This is a genomic window from Streptomyces sp. NPDC002602 (genome assembly GCF_042889445.1).
Classification (GTDB): Bacteria; Actinomycetota; Actinomycetes; order Streptomycetales; family Streptomycetaceae; genus Streptomyces.
In genome coordinates, this window is the sequence record NZ_JBIAQX010000004.1 from 36,914 (window position 1) to 61,287 (window position 24,374).

Here is a 24,374-nt window from a genome sequence, read left to right on the forward strand (position 1 = left end):
CGGGGAGGTGTCAGCGGCGCAGGGCCGTACGGAGCGTCAGTCCGTGGTGGCGCCGCAGCCGGTGCAGTTCCCACCAGGACAGGGCGGTCACCGTGACCGGGGCGCCGAGGATGAAGGCCACCCGGGCACCCGCGGGAACCTGGTCGTAGGACCCGGTGATCACGTCCACGAGCGCCATCTCCCACACCAGGACACCGGCGAGGATCGGCGGCAGCACCTCGTGGATGTCGGCGGTGCGGAAGACGTGCACCAGCGACAGTCCGATGCCGTAGAGGGCGAAGCCGATCGACCACAGGCACAGCACCAGCATGGCGATCTTCCCCGGCAGCCCCACGGCGTCCCGCACCCCCGACAGCTCCGGGGCCATGGCGAGGGCTGCGGTGCCCATGGACGCCATGATGGCCAGGACCGAACCGAGCGGGCGCAGGGCCCGGCGCAGGTACACGCGGCGCAGCCCGTCCCGCGCGGCGGCCACGAAGGCGCCGACCACCACGGGGAAGGTGCACACCAGTACCAGCACGCTGGACCAGCTCTGGTCGAGGCGTTCGCTCGCGACGCCGTGGACGTCGGCGGCGCTCGTGACGGCGTTGTAGGTGACCATCAGGCCCACCCAGGCGATGAGTCCCAGCCCGGTCCGCCACAACTGGAGCTTGCGGACCTCCCGGTCGTCGACGATCCCTGGGCGCGAGGGACGGAAGGCCCGCTGTGCGGCGTACACCGGGTTGTAGAGCCCGCGCAGGATCTTCCGGGCCCGTGACTGCTCGACGCGCGGGGGCGGACCCGGCGGAAAGGGCGGACCGTACGGGTATCCGGGCGGCGGTCCGGGCTGTGCGTACGGATACCCCGGCGGGGGGCCGGACCGGCCATACGGGTACCCCTGCGGGGGAACCGGTGGCGCGTAGGGGGGTCCTGGCGGCGGATGCGCGGCGCCGCCGCCCGCCGGATCTCCGTACCCGCCGCCGTACCCGCCACTGCCGTAACCGGTCATGCCGCGTTCCCCCGATGTGCCGCCCTACCGAACCCAGGCATCTTAGGGGGTGCCCGCGGCGGAGCCGGTCCGATCCTCGGTGGGGGCGCGCGGGAGGCGACCTCGGCAGCCGAACACCGGCTCCCCCGCCGTGAGGTGGTACGCGGCCCTGCCGTCGAGCAACAGGGGGACGAGGGCGCGCAGGGATTGGCGCAGGGGAACGAACGCGCCCGTACCGGAGGTGGTCACCCGCACGCCGTGGAGGGCCAGCCGCTCACGCACCCGCGCGTACCGGGCGGCGGTCAGGCGGTATCCGCACGGCGGTTCGGTCAGGATCTCGGCCGGGGACGCGGGCATGTTGTCCGCGCCGGCCCAGCGGATCGCCCTCTCGTCCCGGTATCCGGCCGCGCGCGCCCTCCCCGTGGCGGCCGCGAGCGGGCGGGCCTCGCGGATCGTGTAGCCGAACAGGCCTCGCAATGCGGTCAGTTGGGAGTTGACGCGACGCCGACGGTTGACGGTGGGGTCGACCATCTCCGTGTCGCCGGCCGGCTCCACCCGACTTTCGACGAGCAGGGTGACGGCGTGTTTGAGGCCGGCCGCGTTGCGCAGGATGCGTTCCTGTCCGTCGCCGGCCGACTGCCCGATCGGGGCGCCTGTGAGGGGGTCGGTCCGGATCCCGTAGGTGCCGGTCGAGTACCCGGCGGTACGCGCCGCCTCGCGCACGTGGGCCTCGGACAGCAGGCGGGACTGGGCGTACACGGCGGGGTCGGTGTTGAGGTTGCGCGGCCAGAGGTCGAAGAGGTCCTTGTCGTACGTGCCGGGGGTCGCCCGGTACTCGTGCAGGTCGAACACGACGTCCGGGCGCCGGTCGCGCAGCACGCCCGCGATCGCCCGCGCCTCGGGTGAGGCCAGGGCGACGTGGTCGCGGTTGACGTCGACGCCGTCGGTGTTGGTCCGGGTACCGGCGGCCCGGCCGTCGGGGTTCGTGTTCGGGACGACCAGGACCGTGGCGGTCGCGAGGAAGCGCAGGGTCGCCCGGTCCCGGGCGTACGAGAGATCGCGCACGGTGGTCAGACAGGCCTCCCGTCCGGCCGGTTCGTCGCCGTGCTGGCCGCACACCAGCAGCACGGTGACCGGCGCACCGCCGTCCCCGATGCCGACCATCCGCAGCGGACGACCTTGGCGGGTGGTGCCGATCCGCAGCAGGGCGGCCCGGTCGCTGCCCCGGTCGACGGCGTCGAGGAAGTCCCGCTCCTCGGCCTCGGTGGTCCAGCGTGCGCCGGTCGTCGCCTCGAAGCCGGTGCGGGGCGGGGCTTCGGAGCCTTGGGCCGGGCCGGGGCCGGCCGTCATGAGCAGGGCCGCCAGCGACCCGACGAGGCCGAACCTCGCGGCGATCCGCCGCACGGGATGGCCGCTCACGACGTCGACTTCGGCACGGTGTGCCACAGGATCCCTCCCGGTGTGGGACGAACGGTCGGGCACAGTCTGTCGCTTCGGCAGGGCGTGAGCGCCGGAACCGTCCCGTGTCGCGCGGCCGGTCGGTTCCGTTCGGGTTCCTGTGGGTTCCGGCGCGAAGGTGCCTGTCGGGTGCCGGGGAGCCTGTGTAATGTCACATCGCATGATGTTCTTACGGCGTACCGCGTCGGCCGCGGCCCTGCTCGCCACCCTGATCCCGTTGACCGTCGCCACCGCCGCCACGGCGGACGAGCGCTCCCCCTGCCGCACCTCGACCTCCACACCACTCGACGCCGAACAGGCGCGGCTGTCCGACCCGAGGACCACCGCCCTCGTCGAGCGTGCCGGGTTGGGCGACTTCGTACGACGGTTCCCCGCCGCGCTGTGCGGGACACGCGGCCCCGCCGAGGCCGAACGGCTCCTCGACGGCTGGGGCGAGGCCCTGTGGCAGTCGGCCGTGAGCCGGGCCCAGGGGCAGCGGCCCGGCGGTGATCTCGCGACCGGCGACGACCGGCCGCTGTACTGGACCCGGCTGGCCATGACCGCCGCCCTCGCCCGCTGGGAGCCCGCGTTCGCCGTCGACCGGCGTGCGCTGCGGGCCCGCTTCGAGGATGCCTCCCGGGGTCTCACCGACAACGGGTTCCGGTCGGCTCCCGGCGTACGGCGCGTGTTCATCAGCGGCTTCGACCCCTTCGGGCTGGACGCCGAGATCCGCCGCGCCAACCCGTCCGGATCGGCGGCCCTTCGCCTCAACGGCGTCCGCGTCACCCTCGCCGACGGCAGCCGCGCCGAGATCCGGGCCGTCGTACTCCCCGTGCGGTACGCCGACTTCGACGCCGGCATGGTGGAACGGGCGTTCACCCCGCACCTGACGGCCGGCGCCCAGAGGGCGGACGTCATCACCACCGTCAGTCAGGGATACCCGGGCATCTTCACCCTGGAGGACTGGGCGGGACGGGCGCGCTCGGCCGACCCGTACCCGGACAACGCCCGCGCCCTCTCGGGGGGCACCCGCGAACACCCGGTCACGGCTCCCGGTCTGGGCCGGGGCGCGGAGTTCATCCGGACCACCCTGCCGGCCGACGCGGTCACCGCCGCCGTGCAGACGCCCTATCCGGTGCTCCTGAACCGGGCCGTCACCGAGATTCCCGCCGGTGGCACGGAGCCGGTGGACCGTACCGACGGCCCGACCCCGGGCTCGCGCGCCGTGGAGGGCGGTGGTGGCGGCTACCTCTCCAACGAAGTGGCCTACCGCTCCAACCGGTTGCGGGCCGAACTCGCACCGGGGATGCCCGGCGGGCACCTGCACACCCCGGTCCTGACCGGGCTGCCGGCCGCCCCCGAGGTGCTGACCGGGCCCGAGTTCGAGCGCAACGAGAGCGCGATCGCCTCCGAGGTCCGGGCCGTACTCGAACACGCCGCCGTCCGACCGTGAGGTCCGCGCCGGCCCCGGTTCCGCCCGGCGGCCGGCGCGAGGGCGGCCATCGGTCCGCCGGCGGGGCACCACCGCCCGACCGGCGCGACCCGTCCGGTACTCAGCTCAACAGGGCTTGACGGGTTGGAGGTTGTGGACGTAGCGGGCCGCGACCCAGCCGTTGACCCCGTGCACGCGGTACCAGACCGGGTTGCCGTCGACCCATTTGCCGCGCTTCTGGCACACCAGGCCGATGCGCTGCCGGGGGGCGAGCGTCTTCACGACCTTCGAGTGGACGGTGGGCTTGCTCCGTACGTTGAGACCCCACTGCGACACCACCACGCCGAAGGTGTGGACGGGCTTGGGCGCCGCCTCCACACCCGCCCGAGGGGCCGCACCCGCCGCGGTACCGGCGCCGGCCGCCCAACCCGAGGCCCCCAGGGGCCCGATCAGCAGACCTGCCGCGAGCACGCACGCCGTCGCCGTCTTCTTCACCATCGCTCAACACTCCCGTCGCCCTGTCCAGCCGTAGGCGGTCACGCCAGGCACCGCCGAACCGACTATCACCACGGCATCGGCCTTACGGGTGCTTGACACGCCTGCCCGTCACCCGGTCGGCCCCGCCCGGAGTGCTCACGCCCGCGTCCCGGCGACCCAGTTCTGTCGCCCCCGGTGGATGAGCCGCAACTGACGTCGGGCGGTGTCCGTCACCTCGGCCCACTCGTTGTCCTCCAACGCCGCCGCCAGGTAGGCCGATGCCGTCATCACCATGTGGTCGACGTACAGGCGGGCCAGCATCAGGAGGTCCGCCGCGCTCCAGTCCGCGCCGAGCGGATCGGAGGCGAGTCTTTCGGCCACTTCCCGGGCGAAGGCGTCGAGCCGACCGGCGATGGCCTCCCGCACCCCGCGCACCCCGCCGTGCCGTTCCCGGACGATGAAACGCAGGTGTCTGGGGTACGTGCGCACCAGCTCCGCCATGAGATCGACGGCCTCGTCGAGGCGCCGGTCGGCGTCCCCCGAGGTTTCCAGGAGGGAGCGGACACCGCCGTGGAGGTTCTCCAAGGCCTCGTCCACCAGGGCGATCCCCAGTGCCTCGATGTCCGCGAAGTGCCGGTAGAAGGCGGTCGGCGCCACCCCTGCGGTACGGGCCACCTCCCGCAGGCCCAGGCTCCCCAGGCTCTGTTCCTCCAGGAGCGACAGGGCCGCGTCCAGCAAGGCCCGGCGGGTGCGATGGCGTTGGGCCTGACGGGCCCCGACGGTCTGACTCATGTCGGAAAGTAAACCCCGATCCCCCGGCAACCGCATGCCACCATTTAGACTGGGTAGTCAGTGAACAACTGTCACCTATTTTGGGAGGAAGCACGATGCTCTTCCTCGTCGCGGCCCTCATGTTGTTGGGGGTCCTGCTGGGAACCGCGGCCCACGTGCCGGCGCCGGTCACCCTGGTCGGAACGGCCGTGATCGCCGCCTGGCTGCTGATCTTCGCCGTACGTGAAAGGACCGCGCGCCACCACCGATCCGCGAGCCGTCAGGAGGGTTCCTCATGACATCCCACCGCACCACCCTGGACCGCACCGCCCACGATCACACCGACCTCGACGACACCCGACCCCACGACGCCGCCACGGCCACCGGTGACACCGCCACCCGTGACACGGCACCCGGTTCCACCCGCGGCGCGGCCGGCCGGCCCGACCCCGCCGACCGCGAAGCCGGAACGGGCCGCACCGGGAGCACCCGCGAGGCCGACGGCATGGCCGTCGTCTCGTTCCTCTCGGGCCTGGTGGGTCTGCTCGCGATGAACCTGGTGCTCGGACCGATCGCGATCACCCTCGCCGCCCTCGCCCTGCACCGCGGCACGAGCCGGCCGGGCCGCGCCCGCCTCGGCCTCGTGCTCGGCCTCGCCGACCTCGCGATCCTGGCGTACCTGATCAGCGCGGACGGCACCTGGTCGTGGAGCGTCGGCTGAGGCCGGCGCCGAGCGGACGGCCGGAAGCGCCCCCGCGGAACGACAGCCGTCCGCGAGCACCCTCGCCCGGTCAGGGCAGGGGAACGCCGCGCGCCGTGAGCCACAGCTCGTACCACTCCTCGTGGCTGAGCTCCGGATCCCGTCGCGCGGCGTCCCCACAGGCCCGGATGCGCTCCGGGCGGCCACTGCCCACCACCGGCACGATCCCGGCCGGGTGCCGGCGCAGCCACCACAGCAGGATCGTTTCCGGGGTGGTGCCCTTCTCACCGGCGAGCTTGGCGATCAGACGCGCCGTCGCATGCTCCCGTTCGCTCTCCTGACGGCCGGTGAACCGGCCCTGCGCCAGGGCTCCCCAGGCCTGTAGGCGAACGCCCCGCGTCAGGCAGTACTCGATCGCCCCCGTGGGGAAACCGCTCTCCGCCGCACCGGGCGTGTTCACGAGCACGCCGTCCTCCAGCCAGTCCCGACGGTCCAGGCTCATCTCCAACTGATTGGCGACGAGCGGGAATGCGAGGTGCGACTGGAGCAGGGCGATCTGGGCGCCGCTCATGTTGGACACGCCGAACTCGCGGACCAGCCCCTGCCGGCGCAGCGAGGTGAGCGCCTCGGCGATCTCCGCCGGGTCCGCCAGCGGGTCGGGCCGGTGCAGGAGGAGACAGTCGATGACGTCCGTACGCAGCCGGGAGAGGCTCTCCTCCACCCGCCGGACGATGGTGGGGCCGCGCAGATCGTAGATGCCGGGGCGATCACCCTCCGCGAGGCGGATCCCGCACTTGGTCTGGAGCGTGACGCGTTCGCGCAGACCGGGGCTGCGGGAGAGGACCTCGCCGAACACCGCTTCGGCCTTGCCGTGCCGGTAGATGTCGGCGTGGTCGAATCCCGTGATGCCACTGTCGAGGGCCGCCTCGATCGCGGCCTCGGCGGCGTCGATGTCGCCGGGCCCGTACGGCTCCGTGTCCCATCCGCCGCCGAGCGCCATGCATCCGTACAGCAGCCGGTCCCGGTCCGCCTCTTGCGCCTTGATCACCATGGCGCACAGCCTACGGGCGCGACCGGGGTGTCGGTCCGGGTGTCAGCCGATGAAACCGCCGTAGTAGCCGCCGATCCGGCTGTAGTAGTCGGTGTCGCCGATGTGCTTCTCGCTCACGAACTCCGGAGCCGCCTTGATCTGCTCCTTCGTGCGGTCGACGTAGATCTTCTCCTGCGCCACGTCGACGTGGATGACCGTGCCGGCGGGCAGCAGGACCTCCCGGCCGAAGATCCACGGGCCGGTGTCCACCACGATGTAGGAGGACCCCGCGTCGTCGGAGTGCTTGCTGACCTTGCCGATGTCCCCGTCGGCCGCCTCGACCTTGAATCCGGTCAGGTCGATGGCCTCCAGACGGCCCGAAGTCTCGCGGTATCCCCACACGTTCACGTTCACGAGCTGCTCCCTCATCTCCGGATCGACGCGTCCGCCCTGCCCGACCACGGCGCGGCGGGGGCGACGGACGCCTTCGATCACCGCCTGCCCAGGGCCCCGGTTCTCACACGTGCGCCCATCGCGGCGCCATCTCCCGCCGCGGAGCCGGCTGGGGGCTCCGCACGAGGGCAGGGGCCGGACCCGTCGTACGGGGGTCCGGCCCCTGCCCTCGTGCGCGGGGCGGTCAGTGCGTCGGTCAGTGCTTGAAGGTGTCCTTCAGCTTTTCCTTCGCCTCACGGGCATCGCCCTTGACCTGCTCGGTCCTGCCCTCGGCGGTAAGTCGCTCGTTCCCCACCGCACGGCCGGCGATTTCCTTCATCTTGCCCTTGGCCTGCTCGGTCTTGGCCTTTGCCTTCTGCTCACCGGACACGGTCATCACTCCCATGCGGTTGAAAACGCTTACCCCGCGGCGCCTGACCAGAAATCCTGACTTCAAACGCCCCGGGACCGCTTTCACCGGTTCCATTCCCGTCTCGACCAGGCGGGTGCACCCGCCACTCCTCGCGCACAGGAAACAGGTAAAGAAGAAGGAACGCCGAACACAAGGTCGGGCAGACGGACATTCGGAGGTCGATAAACCATGCTTCCCCTTCTTCTCGTGCTTCTGCTCGTGTTGATTCTTTTCGGTGCGGGTTTCGCGCTCAAGATCCTCTGGTGGGTGGCGATCATCGTCCTGATCCTCTGGCTGATCGGCTTCGTCGCCCGGCCGAAGGGGAGCAACGGACGCTGGTACCGCTGGTAGCGCCGCACGACACGCCGTACGTCAGGTGGGCCCACCCCGCGTTCCGCGGGGTGGGCCCACGGTCGCGCCGGCAGGGTCCGGCGCGCCGGCGCCGGCCGAGATCGCATGCCGGCAGGGGGCACGGTTTCGCCCGCGATGATGCTTCCCGGTCGGACCGGCCGACCCGGAGGGTGGGGGGGACCGCATGGCTTCGAGGCGCGCATCGACGCGCATACGGACACGCGCGGGCGGGGGCGGGGCGGCGGTGCTCGGAGCCGTCGCTTCGGCGCTCCTGAGGGCTCTGCTCCCGGTGCCGCCCGGTCGGCCGGTCATCCCCTGGACTTCACGGCGGCGCGCGAAACGCGTCGACACGGGGCGGAATCGAGTCGCCCCACCGCCGGGATTCGCCCGCTCAGCGGTCCGACCGGCAGGCGGTCGAGAGGGTCACAGGGGTGAAGGTGACTCCATCATGACAGGTCGGACGGCTTTTCTGTAGGACTGACGACACAGCCGATCTCCCTTGTTCGGGGGCCTGTTCGGATTTGAGAATCTCTCTCATGAATCCCTCGGCGCACATCAATCACGACGCGGTCCTTCGAGCACGGGTGGCCCTCCTCGGTTCCGGGAAGCCGCCCCTCGATCAACGGGTCGCCGCCTACCGTGTGCTCGCCCAGGTGAGCCCCCTGGCGTATCTCCCCCTGCTGGCCGTCGCCTTGGGCAAGTACGCCCGGCGGGAATTCGCCGATCGGCCCGACATCGCGCTGGCCCTCCACGCGGAATCGGCCGCCGCGGCGCGCCGCATGTGCGCACTGGAGCCCGAGCGCGTGGAACTCCTCGTCCATTCGCTGACGTTGTACAGGGAGCAGCTGATCCACATGGACCGACCGGAGGAAGTCCGCACGGTGGAGAAGGAATTGACCACCCTCTTCCCAACCGGTCAGCGGTAGCGCGGTGGTCCGCTCGGCGGTCGACCGCCGAGCGGACGGGGCCGACGGGCCCCGGGTCGTCCGGGCTCAGGTCCGGGGCTTCGGGCGGGTGGTGCCGGGGAGGCAGTCCACCGCGGGGTTGTAGGTCTGGTAGGTGCCCTCGGGGTTCTTCTTCCACAGCCACATGTGCAGGGCGTAGTGGACGGGCTGGCCGGGGAAGTGGCCGCGCAGGGGGCCCGTGAAGGACCGGCCGAAGAGCTTCGGGCGGTCGCCGTCCGTCGTGAGGTCCTGGTCCTTGTCGTAGACCAGCCACTGGACCCCGGCGAGGCGCTTGCCGCCGAGGCCGTCGTCCTCGTAGTACAGCGCGGCGGGCTTGGCGGGATCGACTGAGTTGTCGTACGCGTGGTTGAAGTGCGGGTAGCCGAGGGCGCCCGTGCCGGCCGGGTCGGCCACGCAGTACTTGTCCGGGACGTAGCCCGCCCTCACGCCGGCGGCGTGCCGGAGGAAGGGGGCGGTCGCCCGGTAGACGAGGGCGCGGTCGACGGCGGACCTGCCGGTGTCCGCGCCCGAGGCCGCGGACGCGACGGTGGGACCGGCGGCCGCCGTCAGGGCGAGTGTCGCGGTCGTGATGAGGACCAGGGTGGTGCTGCGAGCCATGCGCGGACTCCTCGGTGGCGGGCTGGTTGCTCGACGAGCAGCATGATGTCCCGGCCCGCCGGACCCGCCACGCGACCCGACCGCACGGCGACCGGACGACTGACCGCCAAACGGCCGAGCGGTGAAGCGGTGACGGCCGACCCGGTCCGCACGTCCGGCGCGGACCGCCTGACTCGAACGAACCAAGCCCCGTTTTGCGATCGGCCCCGTCGGGGAACCGCTGAGTCCACACAGGCGAGTGTCACGGAGGGTGCGGAACATGACGCAGGAGAACGCGACAACGGACGGCGGCGCCGCCGTGCACGACCTCGTGGCGGCCGTGTCCAAGGGCGCGCCGGAGTACCGCTCGTGTCCCCACCCCGTCTACGCCGGCCTGCGCGAGCGGGATCCGGTGGCCCGGTTGACCCCTCCGCACGGCGTCGCGACGTACCTCATCACCCGCTACGACGACGCCCGGGACGCCCTGTCCGACCCGCGTTTCAGCAAGAACATGCGTGGGGCGATGGACATCTACCACGCCGTGTTCGGGGACTTCTTCGACGCCCTGGACGACAACGTGCTGTTCTCGGACCCGCCCCGGCACACACGGCTGCGCCGTGTCCTGCGGAGCGCCTTCACCCCCAGGCGGGTGGAGGAGATGCGGACCGGGATCACCGAGATCGCCGAGCGTCTCCTCGCCGAGTGCCGCAAGAGCGGCACGGTCGACCTGATGTCGTCGTTCGCGTTCCCCCTCCCGATCTCGGTCCTGTGCGAACTCATGACGATCCCGGAGGCCGATCGCCCCGAGATCCTGGAGCGGTTCGCCGTGGTCACGCGCTCCCGGTTCAACCCCGCGGCCAAGGCCGAGTTGAAGGCCGCCGAGGAGTGGCTGCAGGATCGGCTGCGGCGGCTGATCGCGCACCAGCGGGCGAACCCGTCGGACTGCTTCCTCGGGGACATCATCAGGGCGGAGGAGGCCCTGGACGACGCGGAGCTGGTGTCGTCGCTGTGGGTCCTGTTCTTCGCCGGGCACAAGACCACCGCCTACCAGATCGGGAACTCCGTACTCGATCTCCTGCTCCACCCCGATCAACTGGCGAAGCTCCGCACCGACCCCGGTCTGATCCCCCGGGCGGTCGAGGAGATCGTGCGCTTCGAGGGGTCGGTGGAGACGTCGACCTTCCGCTACGCGACGCAGGACGCGGAGATCAGGGGCACGGTGATCCCCAAGGGGTCCCTCGTCCAGATCGCCATCTCGTCGGCGAACCGGGACCCGGGGAAGTTCGACCGCCCCGACGACCTCGACGTGACGCGCGAGGGACTCCAGGGCACCCACCTCGGCTTCGGGCACGGAACGCACTACTGCCTGGGCGCGCCACTGGCACGACTCGAACTAGAAATCGCGCTCTCCTGCCTGCTCCGGGAGTTCCCGGAGATGCGGATCGCACCGGACGAGGAGCCCGCGGGGGCGTGGCTCAAGGGACCGATGGCGGCGTTCCGCGGGCTGGAGCGACTGCGGCTCGTCCTGGAGCCGTCGCGGCCGGTCGAGACGCTCGCCCCCGCGCACCTGCCGCCCACGGCCTCTGTTTCCGCCCGCAAGTGACCCGCTCCGAGGAACGGTGATTTGGCATGCAGAACCCCACGAACACCACCTCCGGTCTGCGCCTGGTGCACGCGCCCGCCGAGGGGCTCCAGCTCCCCCCGGTGGTCACGGGTGACCTCGTCGGCGATCTCGCCCGTGTCGCCACGAAGGATTCCCCACCGGTACTCGACACGGGGCACGGAAGCCGGCCGAAGATCGACATGCACCATCACTACTGCGCCCCGGAATGGCGCGAGTGGGCCGAGCGACACGAGCTGATCGATCCGAGGCAGTTGCCGCGTTGGGCGGGGCTCGGCATCGAGGAAGCGGTCCGGTTCATGGACGGCGCGGGCATCACGACGGCGGTGCTCAAGCCGATGCTGCCGGCCCGCTACCGGTCGTCGGCGCAGCTCCGTGAGGCGATCACCATCACGCTGCGCTCGATGGTCGAGGTGAGCGCCTCCCATCCGGGCCGTTTCCTGCACTACGTGCCGCTGTTCCTGGACGACCTCGACTCGTCGTCCTGGGCCATCCGCCGCGGACTCGGGCAGCTCGGCGCCGTGGGTGTGAACGTGACGGCGAACCACGGTGGCGTCTACCTCGGAGACCCCTCCTACGACCGGGTGTTCGCCGAGCTGAACGAGGCCTCGGCCGTGGTGGACACCCACCCGCACCACCTCCCGGGTGGTCCTCCCGGCGCTCCCACGGTCCCCGGCATCCCGAACTTCATGTGCGACTTCCTGTTGGACACCACCCGGGCCGCCGTGAACATGATCAGCAGGCGGACGCTGGACCGTTTCCCGGACATCTCGGTGATCCTGCCGCACGCCGGTGGCTTCCTCCCGTACATCGCGCCGCGCCTGGAGGCGCTCGGACGGTTCTGCGACCCGCCCATCGATCCCGCCGCGGTCCGCGACCACCTCCGGCGCTTCTACTACGACACGGCGGGCCCCATGGCGCCGGCCGCGACCCTCCTCGCCCATGCCCCCGCCGACCACGTCCTCTTCGGCACCGACTGGCCCGCCGCGCCCGCCGACACGGTGCTGGACCTGGCACTGCCCGCGCTCGACGCCGACCCGGCCCTCACCCCCGAACAGGTCCGCGGGATCCACCACGACAACGCGCTCCGGTTGATCCCGCAGTTGGCCACGGCCTGACGGCGCCGCGGCCGCTTCCGGGTCCGGCGCTCGCGGCCCTCCCGCCCCGCCGCCCCCGTGGGCTCGCGTGGGCGGCACGCGCCGGATCGGGCCGAAGCGGCACCGGCGGACACGTGGTCAGCGCCGGGTCCTGCCGGGGTCGGTGGCCGCACCGGCCGGCGCGGTCCCCGCCGCGCCGGGGGCGGTGTCCGTACCGCCGGGACGGGCGTCCGTACCGCCGGTCGCCCGCGACGCGTACGCCCTCGCGAGGAGACCACCGCCCACCACCAGGGCGAGGGCGCAGAGGATCAGGGCGGCCCCCACCCCGAAGGTGAACCGCACTCCCGTCGCCACTGCCTGCGGGCTCGCCGTCGTGACGTCGTCCGCGGCGGAGGCGAACGTGAACACCGCGCCCATCACGGAGGCACCGGTGACGAGCCCGAGATTGCGCGAGAGGTTCACCAGGGCGGAGGTGACGCCCCGACGCTCCGGGGCGACCTCCGCCATGACGGCGGTGTTGTTGGCCGTCTGGAACAGCGCGTAGCCGGCGGTGACGACCACGAGCGGGACCAGATAGCCCACGACCCCCGACGACACCCGTGTCATCGACAGGGCGACGGCGCCGGCGGCCATCGCGAGGAGCCCCGCACAGATCGTGCGGCGCGCTCCGAAGCGGTCCACCAGCCGGCCGGCCGGTACACCGGTCAGCGCGGCCACCACCGGCCCCACGGCCAGGACCAGTCCGACGAGGGCGTCTTCGAGTCCGAGCCCGCGCGAGAGGTGGAACGGTCCGACCACGAGCGTCGCCATGATCACGGTGGAGACGAGCGTGCCGGCGGCGAGGCCCGCGCTCAGGACCGGATCGCGGAACGCGGCCAACCGGATCAGCGGGGACGCGACGCGCCCCTCGACCCGCACGAAGAGGACGGCGCCGAGCACGGCGGCCGTCAACAGGGCCGCGTTCGGCGCACCGAACCCGCCGTGCCCCAGGGTCATGGCGAGGGCGTAGGCCCCGAGCGTCAGGGCCAGCAGCGCCATGCCCGCGCGGTCGAAGCCGGGCCGTGCTTCGCCGGGCTCCCGCGTCTGCCGGTCGACCGGGAGGTGCCGGCGGGCGAGGAGCAGGGTCAGGATGCCCAGCGGTGCGTTGACGAGGAAGAGCGCCCGCCATCCGAGACCGGAGATCAGCAGGCCACCGAGCGAAGGACCCAGGGCGGTGCCGATCGCGGACATGGTTCCGAGCGTTCCCATGGCGCTGCCGATCCGCGCCTTGGGAACCGTCTCGGCCACGAACGCCATGGTGAGGGCCATCATGACGGCCGCCCCGAGGCCCTGCGCCGCCCGGGCGGCGATCAGCAGCCAGAGCTGGGGCGCGCCGGCGCACAGGACCGAGGCCGCCGTGAACACCGCGATCCCGGCGAGCAGCAGCCGACGACGGCCCAGAAGGTCGCCGAGCCGTCCGGCACCGACGATCAGGGCGGTGACGGCCAGGAGGTAGGCGAGCACCACCCATTGGACCTGCTGGAAGGAGGCCGTGAACACGTGCGCCAGCGTGGGCAGGGCGACGTTGGCACTGCCGGCGCCGAGCGAGGAGAGCACCATCGCCAGCGAGAGTGTGGCGAGCGCCCCTCGCGGCGAGGTCGTTCCCCCGGTGTTCCTCGCGCCGGTGTTCCCCGCGCCGGCGGCGCCGGCTTTCCCGCGTCCCTCGTCGATCGGTCTCAACACGAACTCCGTTCTCTCACGGCCTCCGCCGACCCGGCCGCCGCGTGGCGACGGATGGGGCGGGAGGCGGCGTGGCGGGCGGCCCGGGCCGGTGTTCGGCCTCGGTGCGCTGCCGGGGAGCGTGCACCGGCCCTCGCGAGACGACAATCTTTGTTGCCGGTTCCGGGACAACGGTATGGAATGCCCCCATGGACAGACCACAGCCCTACCGAGCGGTCCTCGACGAGGTCGGCCCCCGACTCAGGCGCGTGCGCGCCGCGCGCGGACTCACCCTGGCGGCTGTCTCCGAGGCGACCGGCATCTCCAAGAGCACCCTGTCCCGGCTGGAGTCCGGGCAGCGCCGACCCAGTCTGGAACTGCTGCTGCCGCTCGCGGGCACGTACCACGTACCCCTGGACGACCTGGTGGGAGCGCCCGAAGTGGGCGACCCCCGGGTGCGGTTGACGTCCCACGCCCTGCCGAACGGCGGGGTGTACGTACCCCTGTCCCGCACCCCGGGCCCCATCCAGGCGTACAAGATGATCATCACCGATCGGGGGGCCGACCCCTCCCCGCGGACCCACGAGGGTTACGAGTGGCTGTACGTGCTGAACGGCCGGTTGCGCCTGGTCCTCGGCGAACACGACCTGGTCCTCGGCGCGGGCGAGGTGGCGGAGTTCGACACCCGGGTGCCCCACTGGTTCAGCAGCGCGGACGGACGGCCCGTCGAGGTCCTCAGCCTCTTCGGACGGCAGGGCGAACGCATGCACGTACGCGCGAAGCCGCAGTCCTGACGCGCCGATCCGGCGCACGGGGTCACCGCCCGGGACAGCCCGGGCGGTGACCCCGCGGACCCGTCAGCCGAGGCGGGTGAGCCTGTTCCCGAACGAGGGCTCGGCCAGGTCGACGCCCACCGCCACCGGTACGGTCTTGGCGCCGGCGCCGTCACCGACCGTCAACACTCCCACTTCGGCGCCGGCCTTCGCGGTGTGGGGCAGCGCGGAGGCGCCGTCGCCGAGGGTGAGGCGCAGTCGCTGGCCCGGAACACCGATCGCGTTCAGGTCCTTCGTGGCGACGAGCGGGGTACGCCCGCCGAGTCCGTCGTCCACATGACCGACGACCTGTCCCTTGTGGATGACCGGAGTCGAGGCGAGGGCCTTGCGGACCGCGTCGATCACCTTCCTGCTGTTCTCCTTCACCAGCTTCAGGCTGTCGCCGCCGTTCAGGTCGGGGCCGTCCGCGTGCTGGTCCATCATCGTGCCGAGGATCAGGGGCGTCTCCTCGCCCACCGACTTGAACGAGGCCCACAGCAGTGTGCCGCCGGCCGCCGAACTCGACCCGGTCTTGATGCCCTTGACGCTGAGGTCCGCCGCCGTGAGCAGGCTGTCGTTGTTGTTGTAGATCGGCTTCGGCAGCCCCGGGATGGTCGCGTTGGGCAGTTTGACGATCGCGCGGAAGGAGTCGTTCTTCATCACCGCCTCGGCGAGCTTCAGTTGGTCGACGGCGGTGCTGACGGTGGCCTTGTCCAGGCCACTGGGATCGGTGTAGACGGTGTCCTTCATGCCGAGTTCCGCGGCGGCGGCGTTCATCTTCGCGACGAAGGCGTCCTGCGAGTCCGTGCCGGAGTCCCAACGCGCCAGCAGACGGGCGACGTTGTTGCCCGAGGGGATCATCAGCATCTTGAGCATGTCCTGCTGGCTGTACTTGGCTCCCGCCGTGAGTCCCTCGATCCGGGACTCGTCCTCGGAGGTCCCGTCCGCCACCGCCGCCGCGTCGACCGTGATGTCGGGACCCTTGTCGGTGGGTTTGGCCAACGGATGGTCCTTGAGGATCACGTAGGCCGTCATGACCTTGGCGACGCTCGCGGTAGGGACCGGTTTCTGCTCACCGAACACCGCGATGTCACCGGAACCGGGCACGCGGATGGCGCCCTGGCCCTTGGCCGGCCAGGGAAGGGTGAGCTGTCCGTCGACGGTGTGGAAGGCATCCGCGGCGACGAGCTTCGGTTGGGGCAGGGGGCGCATGAGCTGGGCCCCGGCGAAGCAACCGGCGAGGGCCAGCACGATCGGCGTCCAGATCTTGACGCGACGCAGCGCGGTCCGGCGGGGGGTCTCCACCGGCGGCGGTGTGTTGGTGAGCTGGGCCAACATGTCCAGCGGGGGCTGCGGGGGCCTCGGGACCTCGCGGGTGCGCTCCGGAGCGAGGGCGGCCGGGGCGGGGGCCTTCGGGGCGGAAGCGGGCACGGGGGCCGGGGTCGGGGCGGGGGCGGGGGCGGGGGTCGGGGCAGGGGTCCGGGCAGGGGTTCGGGTGGGGGCTTCCAGTGCCTTCAGGGCGACGAACTCGCTGGTCCGCTCGGCGTCGTCCGGGGTCTCTCGCGCCCACGACGGCACGCGTATGGGCGCGGGCGCCGACGATCCGCCTCTCGATCCCTTCTCGGGCCCCGCCTTCGGCCGTGCGTCCGGACCCGATGCGGCTCCCCCGGTGGTCCCCTCCTCGGCGGAGCCCTCGCCGGCCTTCGGGGCCTTCGGGGGTTCCACGGCTTCCGGAGCCGCCTCGGTCCGCGGAGCCGCCGGATCGGCCTTCGACGCCCGCTCGGGCCCGGCGAGCTCTTCCTGGTCAGGGGTCGACTCCCCGGAGTCGGCCGTCCGCCCGGGCTCCGGAGTCCCCTCGACCTCCGGGGCCGGGTCGGGCACGGCCGCGTCCTCGGAATCGTCCGCCTGCTCGGGGTCGACCGAGGCCTCCGAATCGTCCGCCTGCTCGGGGTCGGCCGGGGCCTCGGCGCCGGCCGACCGCTGGGGCTCCCCTGCCTCCTCGGGCTCCGCCGCCTCCCTGGACTCCCGCGACCCTTCAGGCCCTGCCGTCGTCTCGGGCTCCGGCGTCACCTCGGAATCCTCCCGGCCGTCGCCGGACGTCGCGGCCCGCCCCGAGGGCTCGGGCGCGCCCTCGCCGTCGGCCACCTCGGGATCGCCCTCGCCCGGGCCGGCTTCCGCGGGCCCGGCTCCTCTCGTGTCGTCCGTGTCGCCGCCGTCCACCCGCACGGGCTCCGCGGTGGTCGTCCGCCCCGCATCCGTTTCCGATGTCCCCAGGTGCGCCGCGGTGTCCGTAGTGCCCGAAGCCTTCGGGGCCTCCGCAGGGTCCGAGGAACCGTCCGCCACCGTTACCGCCTTCATCCCAGCCCCGCCTTGACATTCGCCTCCGGCGGCCGCTCCATCGCCCACGCGATGACGGTGGTCCGCCGGCTCTCGCCGATACCGTTCACCGGCGGGTCCCACGGAACCCGCCGGACCTCTAGATGCGCGACGGGCCCGGGCCGTTCCCCCTCCCCCATCCTGTGACCGTTCGGTCATACTCCGACGTCAGAGCGGGTGCGGGCGGTGCCCCCGCGAACAGGCGGGCGGGGCTGTGGCGAGGGTGGCCGTACGGTTCCCGGAGTGACCGGTCTCACGTCGCCCTCGGCCCTGCCGCTCCCTTCGGCCGTCATCGCGCCCTGACAGACTCCGTCCTTGATCACGGGGGCGAGGGGCCTCCGTACGGGCGGAATCGGGAGAGTTGTGCGCAAGGCGAAGTGGGTGGCCGCGGCCGCCGGTGTGGCGTTGCTGGTCGCGGGTTGTGGGAACGACGGCGGCGCCGACAAGGGCAAGGGCGGCGAGGCACCCGCGTCCGGGGCGGCGGCACCGGCGGAGCAGGGTGCGGGCGCCTTGGACGCCGCCGCGGTGAAGCAGGAGATCGCGGGCGCCGCCACGGCCGCCGGCTTCACGGAGAAGTCGGGGGACGACGTCCCGGCGAGCCTCCGGTCCTGCATGGTGTCCTGGAACCCGGACGGCAAGAAGGCCGCCGATTCGAAGCAGTCCTTCGACGGCACCGTCGCCGCCCTCGTGAAGGGAGGCTGGAAGGAGACGCGGACCTCCGACCAGCCGATGTCCGTCATCAAGTCGCTGGACAAGAGCGGCTGGACGGTGAAGGCGAGCCACCAGGGCAAGGCCGGCAGCCTGCTGATCATCTCCTTCATCGCCGTGGACAACGGACCCACCTGCGCGAAGGCCTTCCAGGAGGACCTGACCAAGAACAAGCAGTAGCCCCGGACCGCCGCGTCCGTGTCCCGCGGGCCGGACGCGGGCGCCCGGGGAACGGTCAGCCGTTGAGTGCGGCCATCAGCTCCGGGGCGTACCGGTCGCCCGAGACCACTCCGTGCGGGGCCACGGCGTCGATGGCGGCCAGATCGGCATCCGTGATCGTCACCGCGGTCGCGGCGACGTTCTCCTCCAGGTAGCGGCGGCGCTTGGTGCCGGGGATGGGTACCGCGCCCCGGCGCAGCGTCCAGGCCAGGGCGAGCTGGGACGGGGTGACGCCCTTCTCGGCGGCGAGGCGGCGGACCTGCTCGACGACGGCGAGGTTCCGGTCGAAGTTCGCGCCCTGGAAGCGGGGGTCCGTACGCCGGAAGTCGTCCGCCGCGAAGTCGTCCGGGCTGGTGACGGCGCCGGACAGGAAACCTCGGCCGAGCGGCGAGTAGGCGACGAGCCCGATGCCGAGTTCGCGCAGGACGTCCAGGACGCCGTCGTGCTCGATGCCCCGCTCGAAGAGGCTGTACTCCGTCTGTACGGCGGCGAGCGGGTGGACGGCGTGGGCCCGCCGGATGGTGGTGGGCGCGACCTCGCACAGGCCGATGTGGCGGACCTTGCCGGCCGTGACGAGCTCGGCCATCGCGCCGACGCTCTCCTCGACGGGCACGTTCGGGTCGACGCGGTGCAGGTAGTACAGGTCGATGCGGTCGGTGCCGAGGTGACGCAGGGACCGCTCGGCCGCCCGATGGATGTACTCCGGAGTGCCGTTGAGGCCTCGGAAGGCCCCCTCGTCCGTGAACTCGACACCCGTCTTGGTGGCGACCACGGCGGCTTCACGGCGGCCGGCGAGGGCCTTGCCGAGGAGCTGTTCGTTGACGAAGGGGCCGTAGCCCTCGGCCGTGTCGAGCAGCGTCACCCCCAGCTCCAGCGCCCGGTCGATGGTGGCCAGCGACTCGGTCTCGTCGGTGGCGCCGTAGTGGGCGCTCATTCCCATCAGCCCGAGGCCCTCGACGCCGACCTCGAGTCCCTGACCGCCCAGTGCGCGGATCTCCATGACATGCCCCTTTACAAGCAGAAACCATTAAGTAACTAACTGGATAGGTCAACCATGCATCCGACCCCGGGAGAATGTCAATAACCAGATAGTTACTTGTTAGGCTGCACGCATGGCACGGAATTCCAGCGCTACCAAGGCACGCCTGCTCGACGCGGCCTTCTCCGAGTTCGCGACGTACGGCATCGCCGGTGCGCGGGTGGACCGCATCGCCGAGACGGCGCAGGCGAACAAGCGGCTCATCTACGTGTACTTCGGCAACAAGGAGGAGCTCTTCGACGCGGTCCTGCTGAGGGCGCTGGAGTCGGGCGCGGAGTCGGTCCCGTTCGACGCCGACGACCTGGCGGGCTACGCCGGCGCCGTCTTCGACCATCTCGTCGAGCGCCCGTCCCTGATGCGGCTCGTGCTGTGGAAGCAACTGGAACGCCCCGGCAGCACGGACGTCGAGGCGGAGTCCTACCGCGACAAGATCGCGGAGGTGGAGCGGGCCCAGCGCGCCGGCCGTGTCGATCCGTCCCTGGATCCCGCCGACGTGCTGACGCTGGTGATGGGACTGTCCCAGGCCTGGTTCGGCGCGGTGGGCGGCCCCGCGGCCGGCGGCCAGGGCGTCGACTGGCCGGCCGAGCACCTCTCGCGACATCGCGCGGCGGTGGTCGAGTCCGTACGCCGCGCCACGGCCGCGCCCGAGGTCTGACGCCTGGGGTCTGGCACACGGGGTCTGAAACGCGGGGTCTGCCCCGGGGCTGCCGCCTGCCGTCCGAGGCCTGGGGCCGGGCGGCGCGACCGACGCCCGCGACCGCCTCCAGAAGGCGACCCCCGAAGACGACCCCCGAGCCGATCACATCGAGGGACGGAACGGATCCTTCCGGTCATGTCCACACCCCTACGGCATGCGTACGAGGCGATTTACGGCACCGGGATCCCAACCGGCGACGATCGCCTGTACGTTCCGCCTCACAGGTGGGAACAACCCCATGGGGAGGCCGATGTGAAATTCACGCGCATACGTACGAGACGAAGGACCGCGGTTGTGGTCGGCGGGGCCGTGGCGCTGGCAGCGCCGCTGGTGGTGGCCGGTGGCGGGGCGGCGCAAGCCGCCACCTGCAACGTGACCACCGGGCCGTACCAGCGGCAGGTCGAACAGTTCCTGGGGCGACCGGTCGACGGGGTCCAGTCGGCCGCCGACTGCACCGCCATCAGATCGTTCCAGGCGACCCACGGCATCACGCCGACCGTGGGCTACGCGGGAGCGCTCACCTGGCGCACGATGAGCACGATGTTGGACCAGCGGGCGGCGGGCACCACCCCCAACAAGGCGGGCAAGTGTCCGACCAATCTGGGGCGAATCGCCTGCGTTGACCTGACGCGACAGCTCAGTTGGGTCCAGGACGGCGCGAAGCTGGCCTACGGTCCGGTGCCGGTGCGCACCGGCAAGGACGGCACCGAGACCCGGACCGGCCTGAAGAAGATCTACTACCGCAACATCAACCACTGGTCGACGATCTACAACGTCGCCATGCCCTACTCCCAGTTCTTCGACGGCGGCATCGCCTTCCACTCCGTGGACAAGAGCATGTGGAACCCGCCCGGGTCCGGTGGGTGCGTCAACATGCGGATCGCGGACGCCAAGGCGTACTGGAACATGCTGAAGAACGGCGACGACGTCTACGTCTACGGGAACAAGCCCGGGACCTGACCACCACCGCGGCGCCCCCGGCGGGCGCTCAGCGCCAACGGGGGCCTCGCAACCACTTCACGGCCGACCGACCCGCCGACGCGGCACGGCTGATCAGGGAGGTGATCGGCGGGGCGGCTCAGAACCGGTGAGCCGCCCGCGCCCCGAACGCCAGGCCCACGGTCAGCAGGGCCAGTGCGCCGCAGAACGCCGGGGGCGACCACATCAACAGGGCCGGCCCGAACAGCGTGGTCGGGAAGGCCACGATGCACCAGGGAACGGCCAGGCCGTAGAGGTCCGACCGCCGACCGCTCACCAGTGCCCACGCGCCGGCCCCGAGACCGAGCCAGAGCAGCAACACCCGTGACCACAAGCCCGATTCCGACGCGGGCGGATAGGTCCGGACGAGTCCGCCGATCTCCAGCCGGACCACCTGCCCCTGCCAGGTCCGCAACCGTGCGCGATCGCCGGCCCGTACCTCCTCGTAGGTCTCCGCGGCGACCCCCAACCAGTCGGAGCCGCCGCTCCAGACCACCTTCACGTCGTGGTACCGGGTGCAACTGGTGCCGGCGTTGCCACCCCCGCCCCCGATCGTCACGGGTGCGCCGCCCACCCCGCCCGCGCCGGCGGCGGCGCCGCCGATGGTGACCGGCACCCCGCCCGCCGTCGTGCCGCCGCTGGTGCCGTTCGACGTACAGGTCTGCCCGGTCCTGCGGTCACGAACCTCACCCGTCTCCTCGTGGAGGCACTCCTCGCCGCCGCACACGGCCGCGCGGCCGTACGTGACGGTCGCGTCGTGGCCCCGGTCGAGGGCCCGCGCGCAGAAGAGGACGGCGAGAACCGCGCCGAAGGCGACCAGTGCCCGTAACCAGGGCCGGAGCGAGTCCCCGTACCGACCGCCCCTGTACTTCCCGGACTTCACCAGGACGTGATGCCCCTCGCGGGGTCCCGCCATGCCGAAGCGGAAAAGGTGATGCACCGTCCGACGCGCGTCCATAGACTCACCGGTGTGTGCCACGAAGAGCGCGGCGCGTGTTTCGTCGAACCAGTCCACGAGGGGAGCCCGGCCATGTGTCACCGCATCGCCGTCCACGCTCCCCGGTCCCGGTACGACGTGATCCTGGTGTCTCCGGTTTCCCGGTAACGGCTGCGCGGCCGTCACCGGATGTCCGAGACGAAGTGACGAAGAAGACCTGACTCCCCCGGCGAACGAGCCGGTCGCGCGGTGTGCGCGGCCCGCCTTCGCGGCGCCTCCACGTACCCGGAAACCGGCATGCCGCCGGTACGAGTACGCCGGTACGAGTACGCCGGCATGCCGGTACGCCGTACGCCGGTATGCCGGTATGCCGGTATGCCGGGCAAGCGGATTCGGTCCGCCTTCCGTCGCTTCCTCCACCCATCGCGCCGCCCTCATTCCCATGCCCTCGGAAAGGCCTCGGGCCATGCGCACCACACCTCTGACCACCGTCCGCAACCTCGGCATCCTCGCCCACGTCGACGCCGGCAAGACCACACTCACCGAACGGGTCCTGTACGCGACCGGAACCACCCACAAGCGCGGTGAGGTCCACGACGGGACGACCGTCACCGACTACGACCCCCAGGAACGCGACCGCGGCATCACCATCTTCGCGGCGGCGGTGAGTTGCACCTGGAACGAGCATCGGATCAACCTGATCGACACCCCGGGACACGTCGACTTCGCCGACGAGGTGGAACGGTCGCTGCGCGTCCTCGACGGCGCCGTGGCCGTCTTCGACGCCGTCGCGGGCGTCGAACCGCAGAGCGAGTCGGTGTGGCGCCAAGCCGACCGGCACGGGGTGCCCCGCATCGCGTTCGTCAACAAGATGGACCGGGTCGGGGCGGATCTCGACGCCGCCGTCGCCTCGCTGCGCGACCGGCTCCACGTCGTTCCCCTGGTGGTCCACCTGCCCATCGGGCGGGAGGACGGCTTCACCGGGGTCGTGGACCTCGTCCGCATGCGGGCACTGGTCTGGAGCGCGGCGGCCGGCGGATCCGGTTCCGGGTCAGGGACGTTCGAGGTGGGCGCGGTGCCGGACGCCCTGCGGGAGGAGGCGTCGCGGCGCCGCCGGCTGCTCGACGAGCGGGTGGCGGAGCTGCACCCCGCCGCCCTGGAGGAGTACTGCGCCACGTCGTCGCTCTCCACCTCCACGTTGATGGCCGCGCTGCGTGAACTGACGCGTGGGGGTGAGGGCGTGGTGGTGCTGTGCGGCTCCGCGTACCGCAACCGTGCGGTGGAACCGCTGCTCGACGCCGTCGTGGACTACCTCCCCTCCCCGGCGGACATGCCGCCGGTGCGCGGAACCGCGCTCCACGGGGCCCGCGCGGAAGGGGAGGAGGAGCGCGTCGCCGATCCGGCGGCCCCGTTCGCCGCGTTGGCCTTCAAGGTGAACGCGACGGCGACCGGGCGGCTGACGTGTCTGCGCGTCTACTCGGGAACGATGCGAAAGGGGGAGACCGTACTGGACGCGACGGCGGGCCGGACCGAACGGATCGGCCGCATCCTGCGCGTCCAGGCCGACCGCCACGCCGAGGTGGAGCAGGCGGTGGCCGGGGACATCGTCGCCGTGGTCGGACTCAAGTCCACCCGCGCCGGGACGACGCTGTGCGCTCCGGACGCGCCGCTGGTCCTCGAACCGCCCACGGTGGCCGTGCCGGTGGTGTCCGTGGCGGTCGAGGCGGGCGCCCGGGCCGACATCGGTCGCCTGTCGTCGGCGTTGGCCCGGTTGGTCGAGGAGGACCCCTCCCTGGCCGTGCGGACGGATCCCGAGACGGGGCAGACGGTGCTGTCGGGAATGGGCGAACTGCATCTGGAGGTAGCGGTGGAGAAGATCCGGCTCAGCCACGGGCTGCGCGTCGAGGTGGGTCGCCCCCGGGTGGCCTACCGGGAGACGGTGGCTCGCGGAGTGTCCGGTCTCGTCTACCGGCACGTGAAGCAGGACGGCGGCGCGGGCCAGTTCGCCCACGTGGTCATCGACGTCGCCCCCTTGGACGGCGACGACGGTGACGCCTGCGCCGCACGCGACGACTCCGGTACCGGTACCGGTGGTTCGGGCGGGACGGGCGGCTTCGTGTTCCGGTCCGTGGTCGTCGGTGGCCGGGTGCCGCAGGAGTTCGTCCGCGCGGTGGAGGCGGGTTGCCGGGACGCGCTCGCCGAGGGTCCCCTCGGCGGTCATCCGGTGACGGGGCTGCGGGTCACGCTGACCGATGGCGCCACCCACTCCAAGGACTCCTCGGAGATGGCGTTCCGGGCGGCGGGGCGGTTCGCGCTGCGCGAGGCGTTGCGCGCCGCGACCATGGAGCTGCTGGAGCCGGTGGTCGAGGTCGTGGTGACCGTCCCCGACGAGGCCGTCGGCGGTGTGCTCGGTGACCTCGCGGCGCGACGCGGACGGGTCGCGGGATCGACCACGCGGACCGGGAGCACCTCGATCACGGCGGCCGTTCCGTTGGCGGAACTCTTCGGTTACGCCTCCCGGTTGCGCAGCCGCAGCCAGGGCCGGGGCACGTTCACCTCCCGGCCCGTGGGGTACGCCCCCGTGCCCGCGACGGTGTACGCCCGGGGCGCGTCCGACTGACGCGTGGCCCCCGACCGCCCCG

The 24,374-nt window shown here is 72.0% G+C and carries 24 protein-coding genes; 12 read left to right on the plus strand and 12 right to left on the minus strand.

Annotation, left to right across the window (positions count from 1 at the left end):
* Positions 1-10: 10 nt before the first annotated feature.
* Together ACFYW3_RS13260 and ACFYW3_RS13265 are read right to left on the minus strand one after the other, a co-directional pair.
* Positions 11-988, minus strand: a complete 978-nt coding sequence (locus tag ACFYW3_RS13260; RefSeq protein ID WP_389386293.1) for a hypothetical protein — start codon at positions 986-988, stop codon at positions 11-13.
* Positions 989-1,030: 42 nt separating this feature from the next.
* Positions 1,031-2,317: a M14 family metallocarboxypeptidase gene (locus ACFYW3_RS13265; RefSeq protein ID WP_389386582.1), complete on the minus strand. Its 1,287-nt coding sequence runs from the start codon at positions 2,315-2,317 to the stop codon at positions 1,031-1,033.
* Positions 2,318-2,585: 268 nt separating this feature from the next.
* On the opposite strand from ACFYW3_RS13265, the gene ACFYW3_RS13270 reads away from it, so the two are divergent.
* Positions 2,586-3,857 (plus strand): pyroglutamyl peptidase, encoded by a 1,272-nt coding sequence (locus ACFYW3_RS13270; RefSeq protein ID WP_389386294.1) that lies wholly within the window; start codon positions 2,586-2,588, stop codon positions 3,855-3,857.
* A 105-nt stretch (positions 3,858-3,962) separates the two neighbouring features.
* Here ACFYW3_RS13270 and ACFYW3_RS13275 read toward each other — a convergent pair whose 3' ends face one another.
* Together ACFYW3_RS13275 and ACFYW3_RS13280 are read right to left on the minus strand one after the other, a co-directional pair.
* Positions 3,963-4,334, minus strand: coding sequence for an SH3 domain-containing protein (locus ACFYW3_RS13275; RefSeq protein ID WP_351759711.1), 372 nt, complete (start codon positions 4,332-4,334; stop codon positions 3,963-3,965).
* Between the two features lie 135 nt (positions 4,335-4,469).
* Complete coding sequence (locus ACFYW3_RS13280; protein ID WP_389386295.1) at positions 4,470-5,105, minus strand: TetR family transcriptional regulator; 636 nt, start codon at positions 5,103-5,105, stop codon at positions 4,470-4,472.
* Between the two features lie 95 nt (positions 5,106-5,200).
* Here ACFYW3_RS13280 and ACFYW3_RS13285 point away from each other — a divergent pair, with 95 nt between their 5' ends.
* Both ACFYW3_RS13285 and ACFYW3_RS13290 read left to right on the plus strand, forming a co-directional pair.
* The gene (locus ACFYW3_RS13285; protein WP_351759705.1) at positions 5,201-5,383 is read left to right on the plus strand and encodes a hypothetical protein; all 183 of its coding nucleotides are present in this window, start codon (positions 5,201-5,203) and stop codon (positions 5,381-5,383) included.
* Positions 5,380-5,805 (plus strand): hypothetical protein, encoded by a 426-nt coding sequence (locus ACFYW3_RS13290; protein ID WP_389386296.1) that lies wholly within the window; start codon positions 5,380-5,382, stop codon positions 5,803-5,805. The genes ACFYW3_RS13285 and ACFYW3_RS13290 overlap by 4 nt, the downstream gene beginning before the upstream one ends.
* Positions 5,806-5,875: 70 nt before the next feature.
* Here the strand turns inward: ACFYW3_RS13290 and ACFYW3_RS13295 are convergent, their stop codons facing one another.
* The 3 genes from ACFYW3_RS13295 to ACFYW3_RS13305 all read right to left on the minus strand — a co-directional run bounded on the left by ACFYW3_RS13295 (position 5,876) and on the right by ACFYW3_RS13305 (position 7,643).
* Positions 5,876-6,835 (minus strand): aldo/keto reductase family oxidoreductase, encoded by a 960-nt coding sequence (locus ACFYW3_RS13295; protein ID WP_389386297.1) that lies wholly within the window; start codon positions 6,833-6,835, stop codon positions 5,876-5,878.
* A gap of 42 nt (positions 6,836-6,877) precedes the next feature.
* Entirely contained in the window at positions 6,878-7,228 is a 351-nt protein-coding gene (locus tag ACFYW3_RS13300) for a PRC-barrel domain-containing protein (RefSeq protein ID WP_107089316.1), read from the minus strand.
* Between the two features lie 235 nt (positions 7,229-7,463).
* Positions 7,464-7,643, minus strand: coding sequence for a CsbD family protein (locus ACFYW3_RS13305; RefSeq protein WP_053682364.1), 180 nt, complete (start codon positions 7,641-7,643; stop codon positions 7,464-7,466).
* A 204-nt stretch (positions 7,644-7,847) separates the two neighbouring features.
* Between ACFYW3_RS13305 and ACFYW3_RS13310 the strand changes: the two genes are divergently transcribed.
* Together ACFYW3_RS13310 and ACFYW3_RS13315 are read left to right on the plus strand one after the other, a co-directional pair.
* The gene (locus ACFYW3_RS13310; protein WP_351759697.1) at positions 7,848-8,009 is read left to right on the plus strand and encodes a hydrophobic protein; all 162 of its coding nucleotides are present in this window, start codon (positions 7,848-7,850) and stop codon (positions 8,007-8,009) included.
* A 536-nt stretch (positions 8,010-8,545) separates the two neighbouring features.
* The gene (locus tag ACFYW3_RS13315; RefSeq protein ID WP_389386298.1) at positions 8,546-8,935 is read left to right on the plus strand and encodes a hypothetical protein; all 390 of its coding nucleotides are present in this window, start codon (positions 8,546-8,548) and stop codon (positions 8,933-8,935) included.
* Between the two features lie 66 nt (positions 8,936-9,001).
* Here the strand turns inward: ACFYW3_RS13315 and ACFYW3_RS13320 are convergent, their stop codons facing one another.
* Positions 9,002-9,571: a hypothetical protein gene (locus ACFYW3_RS13320; RefSeq protein ID WP_351763607.1), complete on the minus strand. Its 570-nt coding sequence runs from the start codon at positions 9,569-9,571 to the stop codon at positions 9,002-9,004.
* A gap of 259 nt (positions 9,572-9,830) precedes the next feature.
* On the opposite strand from ACFYW3_RS13320, the gene ACFYW3_RS13325 reads away from it, so the two are divergent.
* Positions 9,831-11,153: a cytochrome P450 gene (locus tag ACFYW3_RS13325; RefSeq protein WP_389386299.1), complete on the plus strand. Its 1,323-nt coding sequence runs from the start codon at positions 9,831-9,833 to the stop codon at positions 11,151-11,153.
* 26 nt (positions 11,154-11,179) lie between these two features.
* A complete protein-coding gene (locus tag ACFYW3_RS13330) occupies positions 11,180-12,289 on the plus strand; it encodes an amidohydrolase family protein (protein WP_351763603.1) in 1,110 nt (369 codons plus the stop codon).
* 117 nt (positions 12,290-12,406) lie between these two features.
* On the opposite strand, the gene ACFYW3_RS13335 is transcribed toward ACFYW3_RS13330, so the two are convergent.
* The gene (locus ACFYW3_RS13335; protein ID WP_389386300.1) at positions 12,407-13,987 is read right to left on the minus strand and encodes an MFS transporter; all 1,581 of its coding nucleotides are present in this window, start codon (positions 13,985-13,987) and stop codon (positions 12,407-12,409) included.
* 188 nt (positions 13,988-14,175) lie between these two features.
* Between ACFYW3_RS13335 and ACFYW3_RS13340 the strand changes: the two genes are divergently transcribed.
* Positions 14,176-14,760 carry an XRE family transcriptional regulator gene (locus ACFYW3_RS13340; protein WP_351763601.1) on the plus strand — a complete coding sequence of 195 codons (585 nt, stop codon included), beginning with the start codon at positions 14,176-14,178 and terminating at the stop codon, positions 14,758-14,760.
* Positions 14,761-14,823: 63 nt separating this feature from the next.
* On the opposite strand, the gene ACFYW3_RS13345 is transcribed toward ACFYW3_RS13340, so the two are convergent.
* A complete protein-coding gene (locus tag ACFYW3_RS13345; protein WP_389386301.1) occupies positions 14,824-17,136 on the minus strand; it encodes a serine hydrolase in 2,313 nt (770 codons plus the stop codon).
* 381 nt (positions 17,137-17,517) lie between these two features.
* Here ACFYW3_RS13345 and ACFYW3_RS13350 point away from each other — a divergent pair, with 381 nt between their 5' ends.
* Entirely contained in the window at positions 17,518-18,042 is a 525-nt protein-coding gene (locus ACFYW3_RS13350; protein WP_389386302.1) for a hypothetical protein, read from the plus strand.
* A 55-nt stretch (positions 18,043-18,097) separates the two neighbouring features.
* Here ACFYW3_RS13350 and ACFYW3_RS13355 read toward each other — a convergent pair whose 3' ends face one another.
* Positions 18,098-19,081, minus strand: coding sequence for an aldo/keto reductase (locus ACFYW3_RS13355; RefSeq protein ID WP_389386303.1), 984 nt, complete (start codon positions 19,079-19,081; stop codon positions 18,098-18,100).
* Positions 19,082-19,193: 112 nt separating this feature from the next.
* On the opposite strand from ACFYW3_RS13355, the gene ACFYW3_RS13360 reads away from it, so the two are divergent.
* Both ACFYW3_RS13360 and ACFYW3_RS13365 read left to right on the plus strand, forming a co-directional pair.
* Complete coding sequence (locus tag ACFYW3_RS13360; RefSeq protein WP_389386304.1) at positions 19,194-19,775, plus strand: TetR family transcriptional regulator; 582 nt, start codon at positions 19,194-19,196, stop codon at positions 19,773-19,775.
* A gap of 336 nt (positions 19,776-20,111) precedes the next feature.
* On the plus strand, positions 20,112-20,777 hold the full coding sequence (locus tag ACFYW3_RS13365) for a L,D-transpeptidase (protein ID WP_351751072.1): 666 nt from the start codon (positions 20,112-20,114) through the stop codon (positions 20,775-20,777).
* 118 nt (positions 20,778-20,895) lie between these two features.
* On the opposite strand, the gene ACFYW3_RS13370 is transcribed toward ACFYW3_RS13365, so the two are convergent.
* A complete protein-coding gene (locus ACFYW3_RS13370; protein ID WP_389386305.1) occupies positions 20,896-21,711 on the minus strand; it encodes a hypothetical protein in 816 nt (271 codons plus the stop codon).
* A 487-nt stretch (positions 21,712-22,198) separates the two neighbouring features.
* Here ACFYW3_RS13370 and fusA point away from each other — a divergent pair, with 487 nt between their 5' ends.
* The gene (gene fusA, locus ACFYW3_RS13375; protein ID WP_389386306.1) at positions 22,199-24,352 is read left to right on the plus strand and encodes an elongation factor G; all 2,154 of its coding nucleotides are present in this window, start codon (positions 22,199-22,201) and stop codon (positions 24,350-24,352) included.
* Positions 24,353-24,374 lie beyond the last annotated feature (22 nt).

What these genes read in the sequence shown, in the direction of transcription:
- fusA (WP_389386306.1), top strand. Translation starts at nt 22,199, where the DNA reads ATGCGCACCACACCTCTGACCACCGTCCGCAACCTCGGCATCCTCGCC.
- ACFYW3_RS13270 (WP_389386294.1), top strand. Translation starts at nt 2,586, where the DNA reads ATGATGTTCTTACGGCGTACCGCGTCGGCCGCGGCCCTGCTCGCCACC.
- ACFYW3_RS13260 (WP_389386293.1), bottom strand. Translation starts at nt 988, where the DNA reads ATGACCGGTTACGGCAGTGGCGGGTACGGCGGCGGGTACGGAGATCCG.
- ACFYW3_RS13275 (WP_351759711.1), bottom strand. Translation starts at nt 4,334, where the DNA reads ATGGTGAAGAAGACGGCGACGGCGTGCGTGCTCGCGGCAGGTCTGCTG.
- ACFYW3_RS13340 (WP_351763601.1), top strand. Translation starts at nt 14,176, where the DNA reads ATGGACAGACCACAGCCCTACCGAGCGGTCCTCGACGAGGTCGGCCCC.
- ACFYW3_RS13330 (WP_351763603.1), top strand. Translation starts at nt 11,180, where the DNA reads ATGCAGAACCCCACGAACACCACCTCCGGTCTGCGCCTGGTGCACGCG.
- ACFYW3_RS13325 (WP_389386299.1), top strand. Translation starts at nt 9,831, where the DNA reads ATGACGCAGGAGAACGCGACAACGGACGGCGGCGCCGCCGTGCACGAC.
- ACFYW3_RS13305 (WP_053682364.1), bottom strand. Translation starts at nt 7,643, where the DNA reads ATGACCGTGTCCGGTGAGCAGAAGGCAAAGGCCAAGACCGAGCAGGCC.
- ACFYW3_RS13290 (WP_389386296.1), top strand. Translation starts at nt 5,380, where the DNA reads ATGACATCCCACCGCACCACCCTGGACCGCACCGCCCACGATCACACC.
- ACFYW3_RS13320 (WP_351763607.1), bottom strand. Translation starts at nt 9,571, where the DNA reads ATGGCTCGCAGCACCACCCTGGTCCTCATCACGACCGCGACACTCGCC.
- ACFYW3_RS13370 (WP_389386305.1), bottom strand. Translation starts at nt 21,711, where the DNA reads ATGGCGGGACCCCGCGAGGGGCATCACGTCCTGGTGAAGTCCGGGAAG.
- ACFYW3_RS13345 (WP_389386301.1), bottom strand. Translation starts at nt 17,136, where the DNA reads ATGAAGGCGGTAACGGTGGCGGACGGTTCCTCGGACCCTGCGGAGGCC.
- ACFYW3_RS13315 (WP_389386298.1), top strand. Translation starts at nt 8,546, where the DNA reads ATGAATCCCTCGGCGCACATCAATCACGACGCGGTCCTTCGAGCACGG.
- ACFYW3_RS13265 (WP_389386582.1), bottom strand. Translation starts at nt 2,317, where the DNA reads ATGACGGCCGGCCCCGGCCCGGCCCAAGGCTCCGAAGCCCCGCCCCGC.
- ACFYW3_RS13360 (WP_389386304.1), top strand. Translation starts at nt 19,194, where the DNA reads ATGGCACGGAATTCCAGCGCTACCAAGGCACGCCTGCTCGACGCGGCC.
- ACFYW3_RS13285 (WP_351759705.1), top strand. Translation starts at nt 5,201, where the DNA reads ATGCTCTTCCTCGTCGCGGCCCTCATGTTGTTGGGGGTCCTGCTGGGA.
- ACFYW3_RS13310 (WP_351759697.1), top strand. Translation starts at nt 7,848, where the DNA reads ATGCTTCCCCTTCTTCTCGTGCTTCTGCTCGTGTTGATTCTTTTCGGT.
- ACFYW3_RS13355 (WP_389386303.1), bottom strand. Translation starts at nt 19,081, where the DNA reads ATGGAGATCCGCGCACTGGGCGGTCAGGGACTCGAGGTCGGCGTCGAG.
- ACFYW3_RS13295 (WP_389386297.1), bottom strand. Translation starts at nt 6,835, where the DNA reads ATGGTGATCAAGGCGCAAGAGGCGGACCGGGACCGGCTGCTGTACGGA.
- ACFYW3_RS13280 (WP_389386295.1), bottom strand. Translation starts at nt 5,105, where the DNA reads ATGAGTCAGACCGTCGGGGCCCGTCAGGCCCAACGCCATCGCACCCGC.